18 protein-coding genes and 1 tRNA gene are annotated in these 15963 nt (G+C 62.8%); 16 read left to right on the top strand and 3 right to left on the bottom strand.

The genetic code is table 11. The features are described from left to right. Positions 1-2 precede the first annotated feature (2 nt). The 15 genes from HKD46_RS12280 (at position 3) to galE (ending at position 13333) form a co-directional block, all read left to right on the top strand. Positions 3-890, top strand: coding sequence for a MerR family transcriptional regulator (locus HKD46_RS12280; RefSeq protein ID WP_109421945.1), 888 nt, complete (start codon positions 3-5; stop codon positions 888-890). Beyond that, positions 887-2311 carry a deoxyribodipyrimidine photo-lyase gene (phrB, locus tag HKD46_RS12275; RefSeq protein ID WP_171865468.1) on the top strand — a complete coding sequence of 475 codons (1425 nt, stop codon included), beginning with the start codon at positions 887-889 and terminating at the stop codon, positions 2309-2311. The genes HKD46_RS12280 and phrB overlap by 4 nt, the downstream gene beginning before the upstream one ends. A gap of 1 nt (position 2312) precedes the next feature. Continuing rightward, positions 2313-2741, top strand: coding sequence for a nuclear transport factor 2 family protein (locus HKD46_RS12270; RefSeq protein WP_171865467.1), 429 nt, complete (start codon positions 2313-2315; stop codon positions 2739-2741). Beyond that, positions 2738-3472 carry an SDR family NAD(P)-dependent oxidoreductase gene (locus HKD46_RS12265; RefSeq protein ID WP_010673321.1) on the top strand — a complete coding sequence of 245 codons (735 nt, stop codon included), beginning with the start codon at positions 2738-2740 and terminating at the stop codon, positions 3470-3472. Before HKD46_RS12270 ends, HKD46_RS12265 begins: the two co-directional genes overlap by 4 nt. Further along, entirely contained in the window at positions 3469-4728 is a 1260-nt protein-coding gene (locus HKD46_RS12260) for an NAD(P)/FAD-dependent oxidoreductase (RefSeq protein WP_109421948.1), read from the top strand. Before HKD46_RS12265 ends, HKD46_RS12260 begins: the two co-directional genes overlap by 4 nt. After that, positions 4725-5504: a DUF1365 domain-containing protein gene (locus HKD46_RS12255; RefSeq protein ID WP_039041353.1), complete on the top strand. Its 780-nt coding sequence runs from the start codon at positions 4725-4727 to the stop codon at positions 5502-5504. Before HKD46_RS12260 ends, HKD46_RS12255 begins: the two co-directional genes overlap by 4 nt. A 106-nt stretch (positions 5505-5610) precedes the next feature. Further along, on the top strand, positions 5611-6867 hold the full coding sequence (locus HKD46_RS12250; RefSeq protein ID WP_039041352.1) for a cyclopropane-fatty-acyl-phospholipid synthase family protein: 1257 nt from the start codon (positions 5611-5613) through the stop codon (positions 6865-6867). Positions 6868-6869: 2 nt separating this feature from the next. After that, positions 6870-7349 carry a DUF2878 domain-containing protein gene (locus HKD46_RS12245; RefSeq protein WP_109421950.1) on the top strand — a complete coding sequence of 160 codons (480 nt, stop codon included), beginning with the start codon at positions 6870-6872 and terminating at the stop codon, positions 7347-7349. Then, complete coding sequence (locus HKD46_RS12240) at positions 7346-7564, top strand: TIGR02450 family Trp-rich protein (protein ID WP_010673326.1); 219 nt, start codon at positions 7346-7348, stop codon at positions 7562-7564. Before HKD46_RS12245 ends, HKD46_RS12240 begins: the two co-directional genes overlap by 4 nt. Then, positions 7521-8063, top strand: a complete 543-nt coding sequence (locus tag HKD46_RS12235) for a chalcone isomerase family protein (protein ID WP_167292763.1) — start codon at positions 7521-7523, stop codon at positions 8061-8063. Before HKD46_RS12240 ends, HKD46_RS12235 begins: the two co-directional genes overlap by 44 nt. 11 nt (positions 8064-8074) lie before the next feature. Next, entirely contained in the window at positions 8075-8617 is a 543-nt protein-coding gene (locus HKD46_RS12230; RefSeq protein WP_080768134.1) for a DUF3833 domain-containing protein, read from the top strand. A gap of 131 nt (positions 8618-8748) precedes the next feature. After that, positions 8749-9216 (top strand): Dps family protein, encoded by a 468-nt coding sequence (locus HKD46_RS12225; RefSeq protein ID WP_010673329.1) that lies wholly within the window; start codon positions 8749-8751, stop codon positions 9214-9216. A 236-nt stretch (positions 9217-9452) separates the two neighbouring features. Beyond that, positions 9453-11102, top strand: a complete 1650-nt coding sequence (gene hcp / locus HKD46_RS12220) for a hydroxylamine reductase (RefSeq protein WP_049637030.1) — start codon at positions 9453-9455, stop codon at positions 11100-11102. 100 nt (positions 11103-11202) lie between these two features. Further along, the gene (locus tag HKD46_RS12215; protein WP_109421953.1) at positions 11203-12222 is read left to right on the top strand and encodes a hybrid-cluster NAD(P)-dependent oxidoreductase; all 1020 of its coding nucleotides are present in this window, start codon (positions 11203-11205) and stop codon (positions 12220-12222) included. An 85-nt stretch (positions 12223-12307) separates the two neighbouring features. Then, complete coding sequence (gene galE / locus HKD46_RS12210; protein WP_039041346.1) at positions 12308-13333, top strand: UDP-glucose 4-epimerase GalE; 1026 nt, start codon at positions 12308-12310, stop codon at positions 13331-13333. Between the two features lie 174 nt (positions 13334-13507). Here galE and HKD46_RS12205 read toward each other — a convergent pair whose 3' ends face one another. Then, entirely contained in the window at positions 13508-14257 is a 750-nt protein-coding gene (locus tag HKD46_RS12205) for a DsbA family protein (RefSeq protein ID WP_039041345.1), read from the bottom strand. Between the two features lie 198 nt (positions 14258-14455). Here HKD46_RS12205 and HKD46_RS12200 point away from each other — a divergent pair. Next, positions 14456-14543, top strand: a tRNA-Ser gene (locus tag HKD46_RS12200). A gap of 94 nt (positions 14544-14637) precedes the next feature. Here HKD46_RS12200 and HKD46_RS12195 read toward each other — a convergent pair. After that, positions 14638-15333 (bottom strand): family 16 glycosylhydrolase, encoded by a 696-nt coding sequence (locus HKD46_RS12195; protein ID WP_109421954.1) that lies wholly within the window; start codon positions 15331-15333, stop codon positions 14638-14640. Between the two features lie 240 nt (positions 15334-15573). Then, positions 15574-15810: a PTS lactose/cellobiose transporter subunit IIA gene (locus tag HKD46_RS12190; protein WP_171865483.1), complete on the bottom strand. Its 237-nt coding sequence runs from the start codon at positions 15808-15810 to the stop codon at positions 15574-15576. Between the last annotated feature and the right edge of the window lie 153 nt (positions 15811-15963).

Genomic DNA, 15963 nt, shown 5'->3' with positions numbered 1-15963 from the left:
TCATGTCTGATGAATCACAAGCAGCCGCGCCTCTCCCCGACGAGGGCGTCTACCCCATTCGCGAGGTCTCCCGCCTCACCGGCGTCAACGCCGTCACCCTGCGCGCCTGGCAGCGCCGCTACGGGCTGGTGCAACCGGCCCGAACCGAGAAGGGCCATCGCCTCTACAGCGAGCAGGACATCCGCCAGATAGGCGAGATCCTGAGCTGGCTGGAGCGTGGGGTGAGCATAGGTCAGGTGAAGGGGCTGTTGAGCGAGCCCCAGAGTGCGCCAGTGAGCGATCACTGGCAGCAGACCCTGGAGCAGTTCAGCCAGGCGCTGCTCGCCTTCAACCAGCGCAAGGCGGAGGCCGAGCTTGGCGATCTGCTGGCGAGCTACCCCTTCGAGCTGGTGCGCAGCCGGGTGCTGCAGCCCCTGGTGGAGCGGCTGCTGGGGCTGTGGCGCGAGCGCCCCGATGGCGAGCTGCTGCAACAGGTGTGGCTCGGCTGGTTGCATACCCGCTTCGCCCGCCACCTCATCGAGCAGGAGAAGGGCGTCCCCGTCACCCTGGCAAGCTGGGGGCAGGTGGGGCCGCTGGATCTGGTCTGGGCTGCGTATGAGCTCATCGGTCAGGGTTATGAGGTGCAACTGCTGGGGGCGGTGGAGCCCCGCCATGCCACCCTGCTGGAGGGGCGCGCCACTCCTCCCTGGCTGATCCTGCTGGGGGCCGGGCTCGGCAAGCAGGACCTGGCCGCCGAATGGCCAGCGGGCACCCGCTTCTTTGGCGAGCTGGGACGCCTCTACGATGAGCCGTGGCGGCGTGCCCGCAACTGGCACGCCACCCTGGCAGAGGTCAGTGCGACGACCCGCACTGCCAAGGCGAAGGGCAAGGGCGGGAGAACACCGTCATGAGGCTGGTCTGGTTTCGCAACGATCTGCGTCTGGCCGACAACCCGGCCCTGCGCCACGCCTGCGCCGGAGATGAACCGGTCGCCGCACTCTTCATCGTCTCGCCGACCCAGTGGCAGGCGCACAAGCTGGCCCCGGTCCGCCAGCGCTTCATGCTGGCACAGGTGGATGCCATGGGCCGCGAGCTGGCGGCCCTCGGCATTCCGCTTCATCTGCTGCGGGTCGAGACCTTTGCCGAGGTGCCGACGGCGCTGACGGCGCTCTGCCGGGAGCTCGGGGTGAGCCAGCTCTACGCCAACCAGGCCATCGAGATCGACGAGCTGCGCCGCGACCACACCGTCAGCGCCGCGCTGGGGGAGCAGGGCCTGACCAGCCACTGGTTCAACGGCTGCTGCGTGCTGCCGCCCGGTCGGGTACTGACCGGGTCGGGGGAGATGTTCAAGGTCTTCACCCCCTTCAGCCGCGCCTGGCTCAAGGCTCTCGAGGAGGATGGCTTCGTCATTCACCGTGCCCCCGCACCACGCGGCGAGCCGTTGCCGTGGCTGCCCCTGGCCGAGCGGGAGTGGGTGGACGACGGGCTGGGGGATCTGACGGCGGACACCCGCTGGCCGGTGGGGGAGGCCGAGGCGAGCCGCCGGTTGCACGCTTTTCTGGATCAGGCGGTGCTCGATTACGGCGAGACCCGGGACTTTCCGGCGCTGGCGGGCACCTCCGTGCTCTCCCCCTATCTGGCGGCGGGCATCATCAGTGCCCGCCAGTGCGTGGGGGCGCTGCAGCAGCGTCTCGGCTACCGGCCCCAGTCGAAGGCCCAACCCGGTTTCGTCTGGCTCAATGAGCTCATCTGGCGCGAGTTCTACCGCCACTTGCTGGTGCTGATCCCGAGCCTCTCCATGAACCGCCCCTTCAAGCCGGAGACGGCGGCCCTGCCGTGGAGCTGGGATCCGGATGCCTTCGCCGCCTGGTGCGAGGGGCGCACCGGCTACCCCGTGGTCGATGCGGCCATGCGTTGCCTCAACGCCACCGGCTGGATGCACAACCGGCTGCGGATGATAGTGGCGAGCTTCCTCACCAAGGATCTCCACATCCACTGGCGGCTCGGGGAGGACTACTTCATGAGCCGGCTCATCGACGGGGATCTGGCGGCCAACAATGGCGGCTGGCAGTGGGCGGCGGGGACAGGGGCCGATGCGGCGCCCTATTTCCGGGTCTTCAACCCCACTACCCAGGGGCAACGATTTGATCCACAAGGGGAGTTCATTCGTACCTGGGTCACTGAGCTGGCGGATGTGCCTGCTGCCTATCTCCACGAGCCCCACGACTGGTTGCGGCTCAAGGGGCGGCAGGATTATCCGGCCCCCATGGTGGATCATGCCGTTGCACGGGTGAGGGCCATCGAGATGTTCCGCGAATTGGAGAAAAACTAGCATGAATGACGCGCTGGCCCGCTTTGTCATCCTCTACCTGCAACTGGACAAGCATCAGTTGCACCGCTTGCCGGAGATCTATGCCGATGAGGTGCTCTTCATCGATCCTGCGCACCGGATAGAGGGGCTAGCCGCGCTCACCCGCTACTTTTCCTCCCTTTATGAGCGCCTTGCCCAGTGCAGTTTCGAGATAACGAGTCAGCAGCAGTCGGGCAACGAAGCCTGGCTCGCTTGGGTCATGACCTTCTCCCACCCCAGGATTGCCGGTGGTCGGGCCGTCAGGGTCGAGGGGGCCACCCGGCTGACGTTCGACTCCTGGGGCAAGGTGTGCCTGCACCGGGACTACTTCGATCTCGGGGCCATGCTCTACGAGCAGTTGCCACTGCTGGGGCCCGTGGTACGGGCCATCAAGGGGAGGCTGGGGACATGAGTGGCCGGGTGCTGATCACCGGGGCCACCTCGGGCATCGGCCGCCAGCTGGCGCTGGATTATCGGCGCGCCGGCTGGCAGGTGTGGGGTTGTGGCCGGGACGAGGTGCGCTTGCAGGCACTGGCCGACCTGGGGATCACCCCTTTGCGATTCGATGCGCGCGACAGCGCCGCCATGGCCGGGGTGGCCGCAAGCCTGCCCGCCCTCGACCTGCTCATTCTCAATGCGGGCAACTGTGAATACATGGATCCGGCAGAAGGCTTTGACGGCGCCCTGTTTGCCCGGGTCATCGAGACCAACCTCATTGCCACCGGCAACGCCCTGGCTGCCTTGCTGCCGCGGCTGGGGGCGGGTGGACGGCTTGCCATCGTCAGCTCCTCGGTGAGCTGGCTGCCCCTGCCACGGGCGGAGGCCTATGGCGCCTCCAAGGCGGCCCTCGATTATCTGGCGGATACGTTGCGCCTGGATCTGGCCAGCAAGGGCATCGGGGTGACCCTGATCCGCCCGGGCTTCGTGCAGACGCCGCTCACCGACAAGAATGATTTTCCCATGCCCTGCCTGGTGACGGTGGAAGAGGCTTCCCGCGCCATCATGACGGGGCTTGCCGCCGGTCGCCACCAGATCCACTTTCCCCGTCGCTTCATCTGGCTGCTGCGCCTGCTCGGCGCCCTGCCGACGGGGCTCTGGCTGCGCCTTGGCCGCACACTCGTTTCGAAAGGACGCCCTTCATGAAGAAAAAGATCGCCATCGTCGGCTCCGGTATCTCCGGTCTCACCGCCGGTTTTCTGCTCCACAAGCTGCATGACATCACCCTGTTCGAGGCGGCGCCGACCCTGGGAGGCCACACCGCCACCGTGGAGGTGGAGCAGGCTGGGCGCCACTATGCCATCGACACCGGCTTCATCGTCTTCAATGACCGCACCTATCCCAACTTCCTCAAATTGCTGGAGCGCATCGGGGTGGGGCGCCAACCCGCCGAGATGAGCTTCTCGGTCAAGAGTCCCGAGGGGATGGAGTACAACGGCCACAACCTCGATACCCTGTTCGCCCGGCGCCGCAATCTGCTGAGCCCGCGCTTCTATCGCTTCGTCGCCGAGATACTGCGCTTCAACCGGGAGGCGCGGGCCTGGCTGGCCGCGCATCGCCAGCGGGAGCTGACCCCCGAGCTGACCCTGGGGGACTTCCTGCTGGCGGGGAAATTCAGCGACTATTTCGCCCGCCACTACATCCTGCCCATGGGAGCGGCCATCTGGTCCTCCACCCTGGCGGACATGCGTGCCTTCCCCTTGAGCTTCTTCCTGCGGTTTTTCGCCAACCACGGGCTGCTGGAGGTGGCGAACCGGCCCCAGTGGTATGTGATCCCGGGTGGCTCGCGAGAGTACATAGGGCCGCTCACGGCGGGCTGGCAGTCGCGCATCCGCCTCGCTACCCCGGTGGAGGCGGTGCGCCGGGTGGCGGATGGCGTCGTGGTCACCAGCCAGGGGCAGGAGGCCCATTTTGACGAGGTGATCTTCGCCTGCCACAGCGATCAGGCCCTGGCCCTGCTGGCAGATGCGAGCGATGGAGAGAGGGCCATCCTCGGGAACATGCCCTATCAGGCCAACGACGTCTGGCTGCACACCGACGCCTCCTGCCTGCCGATGCGCCGCAAGGCGTGGGCGAGCTGGAACTACCAGCTCGGTGAGGATGACGGGGCGCGCCCCCTGGTGAGCTACAACATGAACATCCTGCAGGGGGTGAGCTCCCCCGCGCCCTTCTGCGTCAGCCTCAATCCCCGTGGACGGGTGGACGAGAGCAAGGTGTTGCGCCGTTTCGTCTATCATCATCCGGTATTCAATCAGGGCTCCATCGCCGCCCAGCAGCGACGGGGCGAGATCTGTGGCCATCAGCATACCCACTTCTGCGGGGCTTACTGGTACAACGGTTTTCACGAGGACGGGGTGCGCAGCGCCCTGGACGTGGCCAGACGCTTCGGGGCCGAGCTATGAGCGGCGCCGCAGCCTTGACGCAAGGGGACGAGGGAATGGGGGAGGGGATCAGCGCCATCTGGCAAGGCTCGGTGCGCCACCGCCGCTTCGCCCCCAGGGCCCACGCTTTTTCATACAGCCTCTTCATGCTGGGGCTGGATCTGGACGAACTGCCCGGGCTTGAGCAGGGGCGCTGGTTTGCCGTGGAGCGGGCCGGACTGCTCTCGTTTCGCCGCGAGGACTATCTGCGGGGCAGCGAAGGGCCCCTCAAGCAGGCGGTCTGGGACAAGGTGGCGGCCCTTGGGGGGGATGCGGAGCCCGGCGGGCGGGTGCTGCTCCTTGGCAACGTGCGCTGCCTCGGGTTTTATTTCAGCCCGGTCAATTTCTACTTCTGCGATCGGGCGGGGGAGACCCGCTACCTGCTGGCGGAGGTCTCCAATACCCCCTGGAACGAGCGCCACTACTACCTGCTGGATCTGGCGGCGCTCTCCCCCCATGACAAGGATTTTCATGTCTCCCCCTTCATGGGACTGGGGATGCGCTACCACTGGCGCATCCGGGCGCCGAAAGAGGAGGCGCTGATCCATATCGAGAGCCACCCCGTATCCGGTGAGAGCAAGCTGTTTGACGCCACCCTGGCCCTGCGCCGCGCGCCGCTGTCGCGCAAGGGGCTGGCGGCGCTGCTGGTTCGCTGGCCCTGGATGACCCTGAAGGTGCTGCTCGGGATCTACTGGCAGGCCCTGCGCCTTTTTATCAAACGCACCCCCGTCTTCACCCATCCGGAGAGCCGCCCATGACGCCGACACACCCGTTTAATTCCGCTTCCTGGTGTTGTCAGCAGCCCATGGTGCGGGTTCATCCCAACCGAACGACCCCACTCTTGACCCATTCGGAGAGCCGCTAATGGAACTTGCTCAATCAACCCTCTCTGCCTCTTTCATCGATAAGGGGGCCAAGCAACTGCTGCTCAAATTGCTGGCGCGCCTTGAGCAGGGTCAACTGGTGCTTCACGACGGCAGCGAGTGCCACCGCTTCGGCAAGGCGGGCAGCGACCTGCATGCCGAGCTGGTGGTGCAGGATCCGGCGTTTTATCGCCGCCTGCTGCTGGGGGGCAGCATCGCCGCAGGAGAGACCTGGGTGGAGGGTCTCTGGACCAGCCCGGAGCCGGTGGCACTGGTGCGCCTGCTGGCCCGCAATCTGCCGCTGCTCGACGCCCTGGAACGGCGCCTCGGCTGGCTCAGCTTCCCGTTCAACAAGGTGCGCCACTGGTTCAATCGCAATACCCTGACCGGTTCGCGCGCCAACATCGCCGCCCACTATGACCTTGGCAACACCCTCTATCAGGGCTTTCTCGACGATCACATGCAGTATTCGAGCGCCATCTATCCCCACCCGGATGCCACCCTGGAGGAGGGGCAGCAGGCCAAGCTGCGCACCATCTGTGAGCGGCTTGAGCTTGGGCCGGACGACCACCTGCTGGAGATAGGCACCGGCTGGGGCGGTCTCGCCGTCTATGCGGCCCGTCACTACGGCTGCCGGGTCACCACCACTACCATCTCCCGGGCCCAGCACGACTATGCCAAGGCGTGGATCGAGCGGGAGGGGCTGGGGGATCGCATCACCTTGCTGCTGGAGGATTACCGCAAGCTGGAGGGACGCTATGACAAGCTGGTCTCCATCGAGATGATCGAGGCGGTGGGGCACGCCTTCCTGCCCGACTATTTCCGCCAGTTGTCGCGCCTGCTCAAGCCCGGCGGACGCCTGCTGATCCAGGCCATCACCATCGCCGATCAGCGCCACGCCCAGTATCTGCGCGGGGTGGACTTCATCCAGCGCTACATTTTCCCGGGAGGCTGCCTGCCCTGCGTCTCCCAGATGGCGGGTCTGCTGGCGCGGGAGACCGACATGCAGCTGGTACGGCTGCACGATCACGGCCACCACTATGCCCGTACCCTGGCCCACTGGTGCGAACGCTTCCTGGCGCTGGCCCCGGAGCTGCCCAAGCTCGGTTACAGCCAGGATTTCATCCGGCTCTGGCACTTCTATTTCGCCTACTGTGAAGGGGGATTCTGGGAGCGGGCCATCAGCCTGGTGCAACTGGAGGCCGCCAAGCCGGGGCCCCATGGCTGGTCCGGGGACTTGCCGGCACACGGTCGCTGATCATGTGGCAGTGGGCCCACCTGCTGGGATTCAACCTCTACTGGTTGCTGGCGGTGACATGGCAGCAACCGGGCCCGCTGCTCGGGATGCTGCTGCTCCATTTCATCTTCTCCCCCCGCCGTGGGCATGACTGGCGCCTCATCCCGGTCGCCCTGGCAGGCTGCCTGCTCGACATCCTGCTCTGGCGCCTCGGCCTGTTTCACTTTCCGTCCGGTTTTCCGCTCTGGCTGTTGCTGCTCTGGTGCGGTTTCGCCCTGACCCTCTCCCACGGCCTTCGCTGGCTTCGCCCCTTGCCGCGCTGGCAACAGGGGCTGTTCGGCATGGTAGGGGGCGCCTCCTCCTATATGGCGGGGGCCGCCATGGGGGCAGTAAACTTACCCTGGGGCATCTGGACAAGCGCAGTGCTGCTGGCGGTGATCTGGATGTGGTGGTTACCCGTACTCCTGTGGGTAACGGTCAAGCTGGAGGGTGAGACGAGATGAACACCTTTTCGACCGACACCTTGTTGTTTTCCAAGTGGACCAGGGATGGCCAGTGCGAGCTGGCCGAGCGTTTCTACCTGGTGGTGGCCTGCCAGCGCGATGCCCAGGGGCATCTGGCGAGCGTGGTGATGCAGGATATCAACACCCTGCAGGAACAGGAGATGGACTGGCATGAACTGGAGGATCCCGCCCGTTGGCACATGGGGTGGAACTAGCCTGCTGCTGGCGGCCTTGAGCCTGCCACTGTTTGCGACCGCCCAGAGTGTTGCCGCCCCCTGGCAGGGGCTGCGCACCGTGGGACAGGGGGAGATGCGCTGGCTCTGGTTCAAGCTCTATGACGCCACCCTCTACAGCGAGAGCGGTCGCTATCAGCCGGGGCGCTACCCGCAGGCCCTCAGCATTACCTACGCGAGGGCCATCGAGCGCCAGGATCTGCTGGAGGCGACCGCCGCCGAGTGGCATCGACTCGGCCTTGGCAGCGAGAGTGAGCGCCAACGCTGGCTGGCTCGACTGGCCACGCTCTGGCCGGATGTCGTCCCCGGCGACAAGCTGGTTTTTTATGTGGACGAGCAAGGCACGGGCCACTTCTGGTTGCGAGATCGCCTCCTTGGCTCTCTTGATGATCCCGCCTTCGCCCCCGCGTTTCTTGCCATCTGGCTGACTGACGACAGCCGGGATCCCGCTCTGACCCGCCGCCTGCGCGGCCAATCCTGATGGAGTATTCCATGAAGTTCTCTTCCTGGTGGCGTCTTGCCTGGTTGCTGCCCCTGCTGTGGCTCTCTGGTTGCGGCGCGGGTCTTGACGATTATCGCGGCTCCCGGCCGGGTTGGGATCTCGCCCGTTTCTTCAATGGCAAGCTGGTGGCCCACGGCCTGGTGACGGACCGCAGCGGCGAAGTGACCAGTCGCTTTCGGGTCGAGATGCAGGGGCACTGGCGAGAGGGCAAGGGGGAGCTGTTCGAGCAGTTCTACTTCGATGATGGCCGTCGGCAGACCCGCACCTGGTTTTTGAGCAAGGGGGCGGATGGCCACTGGCGCGGCACGGCTTCAGACGTGGTGGGGGAGGCGGTAGGCAAGACAGAGGGCTTTGCCCTCAACTGGCGTTATCAACTCGATCTGGCTCTGCCGGATGAGAGCGTGGTGAGGGTGAGCTTTGATGACTGGATGTATCTGCTGGACGACGACCGCCTGATCAACCGCGCGAAGATCAGCAAGTTCGGCATTCATCTCGGCGAGGTGATCCTCTATATCGAACGGCTTGAGCAATGAAAGCCGGTGCATTTTTTTGCCGACGATAGCCATTGGCTATGGATCGGCAAGGCACGGACGATTGTCCTTTGAGTCTGCTTCTGGATAAGCTGACTCCGTTCCCGATAATGCTTACCACCTGGAGGTGAATCATGAAGAGCCCCATTGGTCTTGATACCGTTCAATCACAAGCCCTGGCCGCCGAGCTCAACAAGCTGCTGGCCAGCTACCAGATCCTCTACATGAACGTCCGTGGCTTCCACTGGAACATCCGCGGCAACCAGTTCTTCGAGCTGCACCTGAAATTCGAAGAGATCTACAACGACCTGCTGCTGAAAGTCGATGCCCTGGCCGAACGCATTCTGACCCTGGATGGGGTGCCCCTGCACAGCTTCAGCGACTACATCCAGGTGTCCGCCATCCCCGAGCAGAAGGGGTTGCATGACGGTCGTGCCTGCGTGGAATCCCTGCTGGCGAGCTTCCGCGAACTGCTGGTTGCCCAGCGCCGCATCCTGGGTCAGGCCGCCGATGCCGGTGATGAAGGGACTGCGTCCATCCTCTCCGACTATGTGCAGCAGCAGGAGAAACTGGTCTGGATGCTGCGCGCCTATCTGGCCTGATGAACCTGGGGCCGGCTGCCCATGCTCCGGCCCGTATCATTGCCCCTGTTGTTGCAAACCCGAGTTGTCTCTCCTTGATTTCCCACCCGCTTGCCGCCCGATTTGGGCGGCTTTTTTCTATTTGATCTGCATCAATGAAATGTTAATTGGTAAATTGAATGCCTATTAAGTTTTCCAGGAGGGGAATAGAATCGCCACAAAACAGATAACTGAAATGTCCAATTAGGAGAGACATGATGTTTTGTGTGCAATGTGAACAGACTATTCGTACCCCGGCAGGCAACGGCTGCGCCTATGCACAAGGCATGTGCGGCAAGACGGCTGAAACTTCTGATCTGCAGGATGTGCTGATCTATACCCTGCAAGGGCTCAGCGCCTGGGCCCTGGCGGCCCGCGAGCACGGCATCGTCGACAGCGAAATAGACGCTTTCGTGCCCAAGGCGTTCTTTGCCACCCTCACCAACGTCAACTTCGACTCCGCTCGCATCGTCGCCTACGTCAACCAGGCGCTGGCCTATCGCCAGCAACTGGCCGCCAAGCTGGCACCGCTGGCGGTGCAGGCCGACACACTGCCCGCCGCGGCCAGCTTCGAGCCGGGTGCCGATCTGCTGGCCCAGCTTGCCCAGGCGCCGCAGACCGCGGTCAACCGGGGCAAGAACGACGTCAACGAAGACATCATGGGGCTGCGCCTGCTCTGCCTCTACGGCCTCAAGGGGGCCGCCGCCTACATGGAACACGCCCGGGTGCTGGATCAGCAGGATGCCGGGGTCGCCGCCGAATTCCATCGCATCATGAGTTGGCTCGGCACGGATCCCTGCGATCTGGATCCCCTGTTCAAGTGCGCCATGGATATTGGCCTGCTGAACTTCAAGATCATGGAGATGCTGGATCTCGGTGAAACCACCGCCTTCGGCCACCCCGAGCCGACCCAGGTACGCGTCACTCCGGTACCGGGCAAGTGCATTCTGGTCTCCGGTCACGACATGGTGGATCTCAAGCTCATCCTGGAGCAGACCAGGGGCACCGGCATCAATGTCTACACCCATGGCGAGATGCTGCCGGCGCTGGCCTACCCCTTCTTCAAGCAGTACCCGCACCTGGTGGGCAACTACGGCTCTGCCTGGCAGAACCAGCAGAAGGAGTTTGCCAACTTCCCGGGCGCCGTGGTGATGACCTCCAACTGCATCATCGACCCGAACGTGGGCAACTACTCGGATCGCATCTTCACTCGCTCCATCGTCGGCTGGCCGGGCGTGACTCATCTGGAAGGGGAAGATTTCTCTGCCGTTATCGCCAAGGCACAAGCGCTGGAAGGCTTCAAGCACGTTGAGCTCGAGCACTTCATCACCATCGGTTTTGCCCGCAACGCCCTGATGCAGGCCGCTCCCGCAGTGATCGACAAGGTCAAGGCTGGCGAAATCAGCCACTTCTTCCTGGTGGGGGGATGTGACGGTGACCGTGCCGAGCGCGCCTACTACACCGAGTTTGCCAAGGCGATCCCGCAGGACAGCCTGCTGCTGACCCTGGGCTGCGGCAAGTACAAGTTCAACAAGCTCGATTTCGGCGACATCGGCGGTATTCCGCGCCTGCTGGACGTGGGTCAGTGCAATGATGCCTACTCCGCCATCCAGCTGGCCCTGGCGCTCGCCGACGCGTTCGAGTGCGGCGTCAACGATCTGCCCCTGACCCTGGTGCTCTCCTGGTTCGAGCAAAAAGCCATCGTCATTTTGCTCACCCTGCTGGCGCTCGGTGTGAAGGACATCCGCACCGGCCCGACCGCCCCGGCCTTCCTCACCCCGGCCCTGCTCAAGGTGCTGGAGGAGCAGTTCGGCCTGAAAGGAACCACCACGGCAGACGCGGATCTCGCCGAGATCCTGGCGGCCTGAGCAAAGATACAGCCTTACACGCTCAGCATGTTGTAAGCCTTTGGCGAGCCTGATGGCTCGCCTTTTTTCAACGCTATTTCCGAGCAAGAGGAGCCTTGCGATGACCTCCACCTCTTTGAGCCTGCGCTGTATAGCCCGCCGGGCAGAGACCCACGACGTGGCGAGCTGGCAATTTGAACCCCTGGCTGGCGACCTGCCCTCCGTGCTGGCTGGCCAGTGCGTCACCCTGCACACGATGATTGACGGCCAGCCCCACTGCCGCGCCTACACCCTCTCCTCCAGCCCGCAGGATCCTTTCTGGCAGGTCACCATCAAGGATGTGGGGCTGGTCTCTCACCATCTGCACCAGAGCCTGCAAGTGGGGGACGAGATCCGGGTAGACGGCCCCTTCGGCGATTTCCACCTGACCGCGCTCCCCTGCGAGCGGCCGCTGCTGCTCAGCGCCGGCTCCGGCATCACCCCCATGTGGGCCATGCTGCGGGACGAGCTCGCCAAGCGACCGGACGCCGATATCCGCTTTATTCACAGCGCCAGAACCCCCGGGGATGTGATCTTCGCAAGGGAACTGGCTTCACTGGCCGAGGCTCATGCCGGTGTGCGCCATGCTTTAGTGCTGGAGAAAGTTGGGGAAGAGGCGCCAACGGCTCATCCCTGGGTTGGCCGGCTCACACCGGGGATGCTCAAGGAATTGGCGCCGGATCTCTTGAGCCGCCATGTCTATCTGTGCGGGCCAGCCCCCTATATGGCGGTGGTGAGCGAGATGCTGGCCGGGCTCGGGCTGCCCCCCGAGCAGTTGCACCAGGAGTCGTTCGGCCTGCCTGCTGGAACATCGAGTGCGGCGCCAGTTGCGGCCGATAGCGACCACTTCTGGCTGACCCTCAAAAAGAGCGGCAAGAAAGTGAAGATACTGCCTGGCCAGACCCTGCTGGCGGCACTGGAGGGGGCGGGGGAGACCATGATGGCCGCTTGCCGCGCCGGGGTGTGCGGCGCCTGTCGCTGCACCACGGAAGGCGAAATCGAGCGCCAGAGCGTGATGACCCTGAGCGCGCAGGACCTCGAGAACGGGGTGGCGCTGGCCTGTTCCTGCACCGCCAGAGGGGATGTGAGCCTGGAGTACTGACGGGCGTCATTGGTATCCCGAGCTTTTCCCGGGCGGGTCGTGCGGGTAGACTCAACCCCAGTTTCAGCAAAGTACGGGATAAAAAATGACAATTCTGGTGACGGGGGGAGCCGGTTACATCGGTTCCCACACCCTGGTCGAGCTGCTTGGTACCGGGCAGCAGGTCGTAGTACTGGACAACCTCTCCAACGCTTCCCCCGAATCGCTCAAGCGGGTCGAGCGGATCACCGGCAAGCCGGTCACCTTCGTGGAAGGGGATATTCTGGACAGAGCCTGCCTGCAGCGGCTGTTTGCCGAGCACAGGATAGCATCCGTGATCCACTTCGCCGGCCTCAAGGCGGTGGGGGAATCCGGCCAGATCCCGCTCACCTACTATCAGAACAACGTGACCGGCACCCTGGTGCTGTGCGAAGAGATGGCCAGGGCCGGCGTGTTTCGGCTGGTGTTCAGCTCCTCGGCCACCGTCTATGGGGATCCGGCCTCGGTACCCCTGCGGGAAGATTTTCCCACCAGCGCCACCAACCCCTATGGCCGCTCCAAGCTGATGGTCGAAGAGATCCTGCGTGACCTCTCCAAATCCGATCCCCGCTGGGCCATCGTGCTGCTGCGCTACTTCAACCCGGTGGGGGCTCACGAGAGCGGCCTCATCGGTGAAGATCCCAACGGCATCCCCAACAACCTGCTGCCTTACATCAGTCAGGTCGGCGTGGGCAAGCTCAAGGAGCTGGGGGTCTTTGGCAACGACTATCCGACCCCGGACGGCACCGGGGTGCGAGACTATATCCACGTGGTGGATCTCGCCATCGGTCACCTCAAAGCGTTGGCCCGCATCAAGAGTGATACCGGCGTCTTCACCTATAACCTCGGCACCGGTCAGGGCTATTCCGTGCTGGAGATGGTCAAGGCGTTCGAGGCAGCCAGTGGCCGTGCCATTCCCTACCAGATCAAGCCCCGTCGTCCCGGTGACATCGCCGAGTGCTGGGCTGAACCGGCTCTGGCCCGTGACGAGCTGGGCTGGCAGGCTGAGCGGGGTCTGGAGCAGATGATGATCGATACTTGGCGCTGGCAAAGCCAGAACCCGAACGGTTATGGCCCTGCTGCGAAGCCGTGATCACTGGTCATGGGCTGCTCGGGAACCTCATTTATTCATATAGACTCGGGTCTCTGCACTGCTCTTCGCCTTGCTGACAGCTTCTCGCGACGACCCATCAGGCCTGATGGTTTGCAGCCTGAATAGCAAAACGCCCCGGCATGCCGGGGCGTTTTTTCATGAACAACGCGTGGGTTACTGAATGCTCTTGCCGGCGCGGACATCCTTGATGATGGCCTTGAGGCTGGCCAGATCCCGCGGTGCGCCGCGCAGGATCTGATCGCCGATGATGAAGGCCGGGGTGCCGGAAATGGCCATGGCTTCGGCCAGCGCCCGGTTGGTACCCAGATTCTGATCGATGCTGCCGTCCTTGATCTTCGCCTCTACCTTGCTCCAGTCCACGCCGGCGGCCCTGGCGACGTCTTTCACCTGGGCTTCATCGGAGAGGGGTCCCTGATGGGCGTACAGCTTGTCGTGGAAGGCCTGGTATTTGTCGGGCTGGCCGAGCTTCACCGCCAGCGCAGCGCGGGCGGCGTAGTAGGAGGTTTCGCTCAGGATGGGGAACTGCTTGTAGATGTAGCGGATCTCCTTGTCCTCAGAGAGCAGTTGCTGAATGAGGGGATGAGCGCGCTTGCAGTAGCCGCAGTTGTAGTCGAAGAACTCCACCACCGTCAGGCTGCCCTTGGGATTGCCGCTCTCGGGATCCTGGTTGGCGAAGAGCTGCTTGGCATGGGCTTCTATCAGCGTCTTGTCGTTCTCGGCCTGCTGGCTCTCCTGCTTGGCACGCAGGGCGTTGGACATCTCGACCAGGATCTCCGGATTCTTGACCAGATAGTCGCGCACGATCTGCTCGACATCGCTCTTGGTCAGCTCGCTCGCCTGCACGGGCGCCGCAAGCAGGGTCGCGCCGGTCAGGGCGGCGAACAGGGCATGTTTGATTCTCATAAGTCCATCTTGCTGGGGATGTGGTAGTGGCCCCTATAGTGGGTGAGTCTGTTTTCAAGTCAAGCCATCCGCTTGAAAAAGCACGGTTTGCAGCGGTTTTGCCGGTTTTGTGCGCCAGATAGCCCAATAAATGGGCAAACAAACGGAGTAGGGATTTACAAGGGCTGGGGGCATGGGTAATATGCGTCGCACTGCTGCGGAGGGGTGGCAGAGCGGCTGAATGCACCGGTCTTGAAAACCGGCGATGGGCGACCATCCGTGGGTTCAAATCCCACCTCCTCCGCCATCTATATAGCCCAACTGATTTATTCAGTTGGGCTTTTTTGTGTCTTCGGTTTTGGGTATGCCGCCGTGTGCCCGGATTTAGTTGACCATCGCGATCACTCCCAGGGCGTCACATTGGCGTACTTGTATTTGGCGTAGACGGGCTGGCCGTTGTAGGAGCTGGGCGGGAAGCTCGGGTTGGCGCTGATCCAGTTATTCACAAACGTCTGCATCCAACTGGTGATGGGGCGGCTCTCGCGGCGCACGCTCACCCATTTGTTCTGGGTGCGGCTGAAGACCTGCCAGGTGACTCCCGCCTCGTCGATGTTGAAGGCGTAGCGCTCCATGTTCCAGATGGAGATACCGTACTTGCCCAGGTCGATGTCCTGGGGATACTGACGCCCCTGGATCCAGACGTTGGTATGGAGCAGGTTGGTGCCGCCCATCAGCTCGATGTCGACTTCATAGTGAGAGCTGGTGCCTGCATCTCCGGTATAGGTAAAGAAGGAGCTGATGGTGCCGGGCACCGATCCTGCCTGCATCTGCACCTCATAACGACCCTTACGGGTGTAGTTGTAGGTTCGCAGCTCAGCGCAGCTCTTGTTTCCTTTGTCGGATTTCGCATGGAGGATGGCCGTGCCGGACTCCATCCAGACGTTGGCGGCACGCCAGGTACAGTCGAATTCTGACCCGCCATTGCGCCAACCATCAGAGACCTGCCAATCCTGATTGCTCCACCACCATGCCGATGCCTGAGTGGAATATAATCCTCCCGCCATCAGCAATACTGACATCAGTCCAAGTTTACGCATATTATCCACATTCCTGTGTGTTTATTAATGAGTGTTTTATTGATGACTACAAGCAGCATCAGAATAGCCATAAACAGATATTGAAACTTATACTGGTATCGCGTCATGACAGTTTCATACTTTTGAAATTGCCTGAAAAAGGTATGAAAGACATGACGGCTGGCTGGTATAACCAGAATAAAAAAAGCCACCGTATATAACGGTGGCAAAAGCACGGACTCCCGATCCGATGAGTTAAAATCAGCTGGCTTGGCGGCGATAGATCTCGACCAGTTCGGTGGCCAGTTCGCGGCACAGAATGGAGGTCATCAGGTGATCCTGGGCATGTACCATGACCAGTGTCATCTTGGTCTTGCCTTCGCCCTCATCGGCTTCAATCAGTTTGGTTTGTACGGCATGGGCAGCCTTCCCCGCGTCGGTGGCCTGGAGCAGCAAGGCATCCGCTTCGCTGAACTGGCCAGCACGAGCCTGACGCAGGGCCTCGAAACAGAGACTGCGAGATTGGCCAGGGCCGACGCATGATCATTCTCTGCACAAGTTGATCAAGTCTCGATCAGTTGAACGGCTCCAAGTACGATTTTAATTGTACCTTGCGTTGCCAAGCTGTAAATAGTCGAGATCTTAACCAAC

This window comes from Aeromonas sp. TW 6, assembly GCF_013168745.1.
Classification (GTDB): domain Bacteria; phylum Pseudomonadota; class Gammaproteobacteria; order Enterobacterales; family Aeromonadaceae; genus Aeromonas; species Aeromonas caviae.
Note: the sequence above shows the minus strand (reverse complement) of the source record. Positions and strands in the feature narration are given on the sequence as shown.

Bases quoted from the DNA above. Each gene is read 5' to 3' on its own strand.
- HKD46_RS12215 (WP_109421953.1), top strand. From the start codon at position 11,203: ATGACCTCCACCTCTTTGAGCCTGCGCTGTATAGCCCGCCGGGCAGAG.
- HKD46_RS12270 (WP_171865467.1), top strand. From the start codon at position 2,313: ATGAATGACGCGCTGGCCCGCTTTGTCATCCTCTACCTGCAACTGGAC.
- phrB (WP_171865468.1), top strand. From the start codon at position 887: ATGAGGCTGGTCTGGTTTCGCAACGATCTGCGTCTGGCCGACAACCCG.
- HKD46_RS12250 (WP_039041352.1), top strand. From the start codon at position 5,611: ATGGAACTTGCTCAATCAACCCTCTCTGCCTCTTTCATCGATAAGGGG.
- HKD46_RS12260 (WP_109421948.1), top strand. From the start codon at position 3,469: ATGAAGAAAAAGATCGCCATCGTCGGCTCCGGTATCTCCGGTCTCACC.
- HKD46_RS12245 (WP_109421950.1), top strand. From the start codon at position 6,870: ATGTGGCAGTGGGCCCACCTGCTGGGATTCAACCTCTACTGGTTGCTG.
- HKD46_RS12205 (WP_039041345.1), bottom strand. From the start codon at position 14,257: ATGAGAATCAAACATGCCCTGTTCGCCGCCCTGACCGGCGCGACCCTG.
- HKD46_RS12255 (WP_039041353.1), top strand. From the start codon at position 4,725: ATGAGCGGCGCCGCAGCCTTGACGCAAGGGGACGAGGGAATGGGGGAG.
- HKD46_RS12280 (WP_109421945.1), top strand. From the start codon at position 3: ATGTCTGATGAATCACAAGCAGCCGCGCCTCTCCCCGACGAGGGCGTC.
- HKD46_RS12225 (WP_010673329.1), top strand. From the start codon at position 8,749: ATGAAGAGCCCCATTGGTCTTGATACCGTTCAATCACAAGCCCTGGCC.
- HKD46_RS12230 (WP_080768134.1), top strand. From the start codon at position 8,075: ATGAAGTTCTCTTCCTGGTGGCGTCTTGCCTGGTTGCTGCCCCTGCTG.
- HKD46_RS12235 (WP_167292763.1), top strand. From the start codon at position 7,521: ATGAACTGGAGGATCCCGCCCGTTGGCACATGGGGTGGAACTAGCCTG.
- HKD46_RS12195 (WP_109421954.1), bottom strand. From the start codon at position 15,333: ATGCGTAAACTTGGACTGATGTCAGTATTGCTGATGGCGGGAGGATTA.
- HKD46_RS12265 (WP_010673321.1), top strand. From the start codon at position 2,738: ATGAGTGGCCGGGTGCTGATCACCGGGGCCACCTCGGGCATCGGCCGC.
- galE (WP_039041346.1), top strand. From the start codon at position 12,308: ATGACAATTCTGGTGACGGGGGGAGCCGGTTACATCGGTTCCCACACC.
- HKD46_RS12240 (WP_010673326.1), top strand. From the start codon at position 7,346: ATGAACACCTTTTCGACCGACACCTTGTTGTTTTCCAAGTGGACCAGG.
- hcp (WP_049637030.1), top strand. From the start codon at position 9,453: ATGTTTTGTGTGCAATGTGAACAGACTATTCGTACCCCGGCAGGCAAC.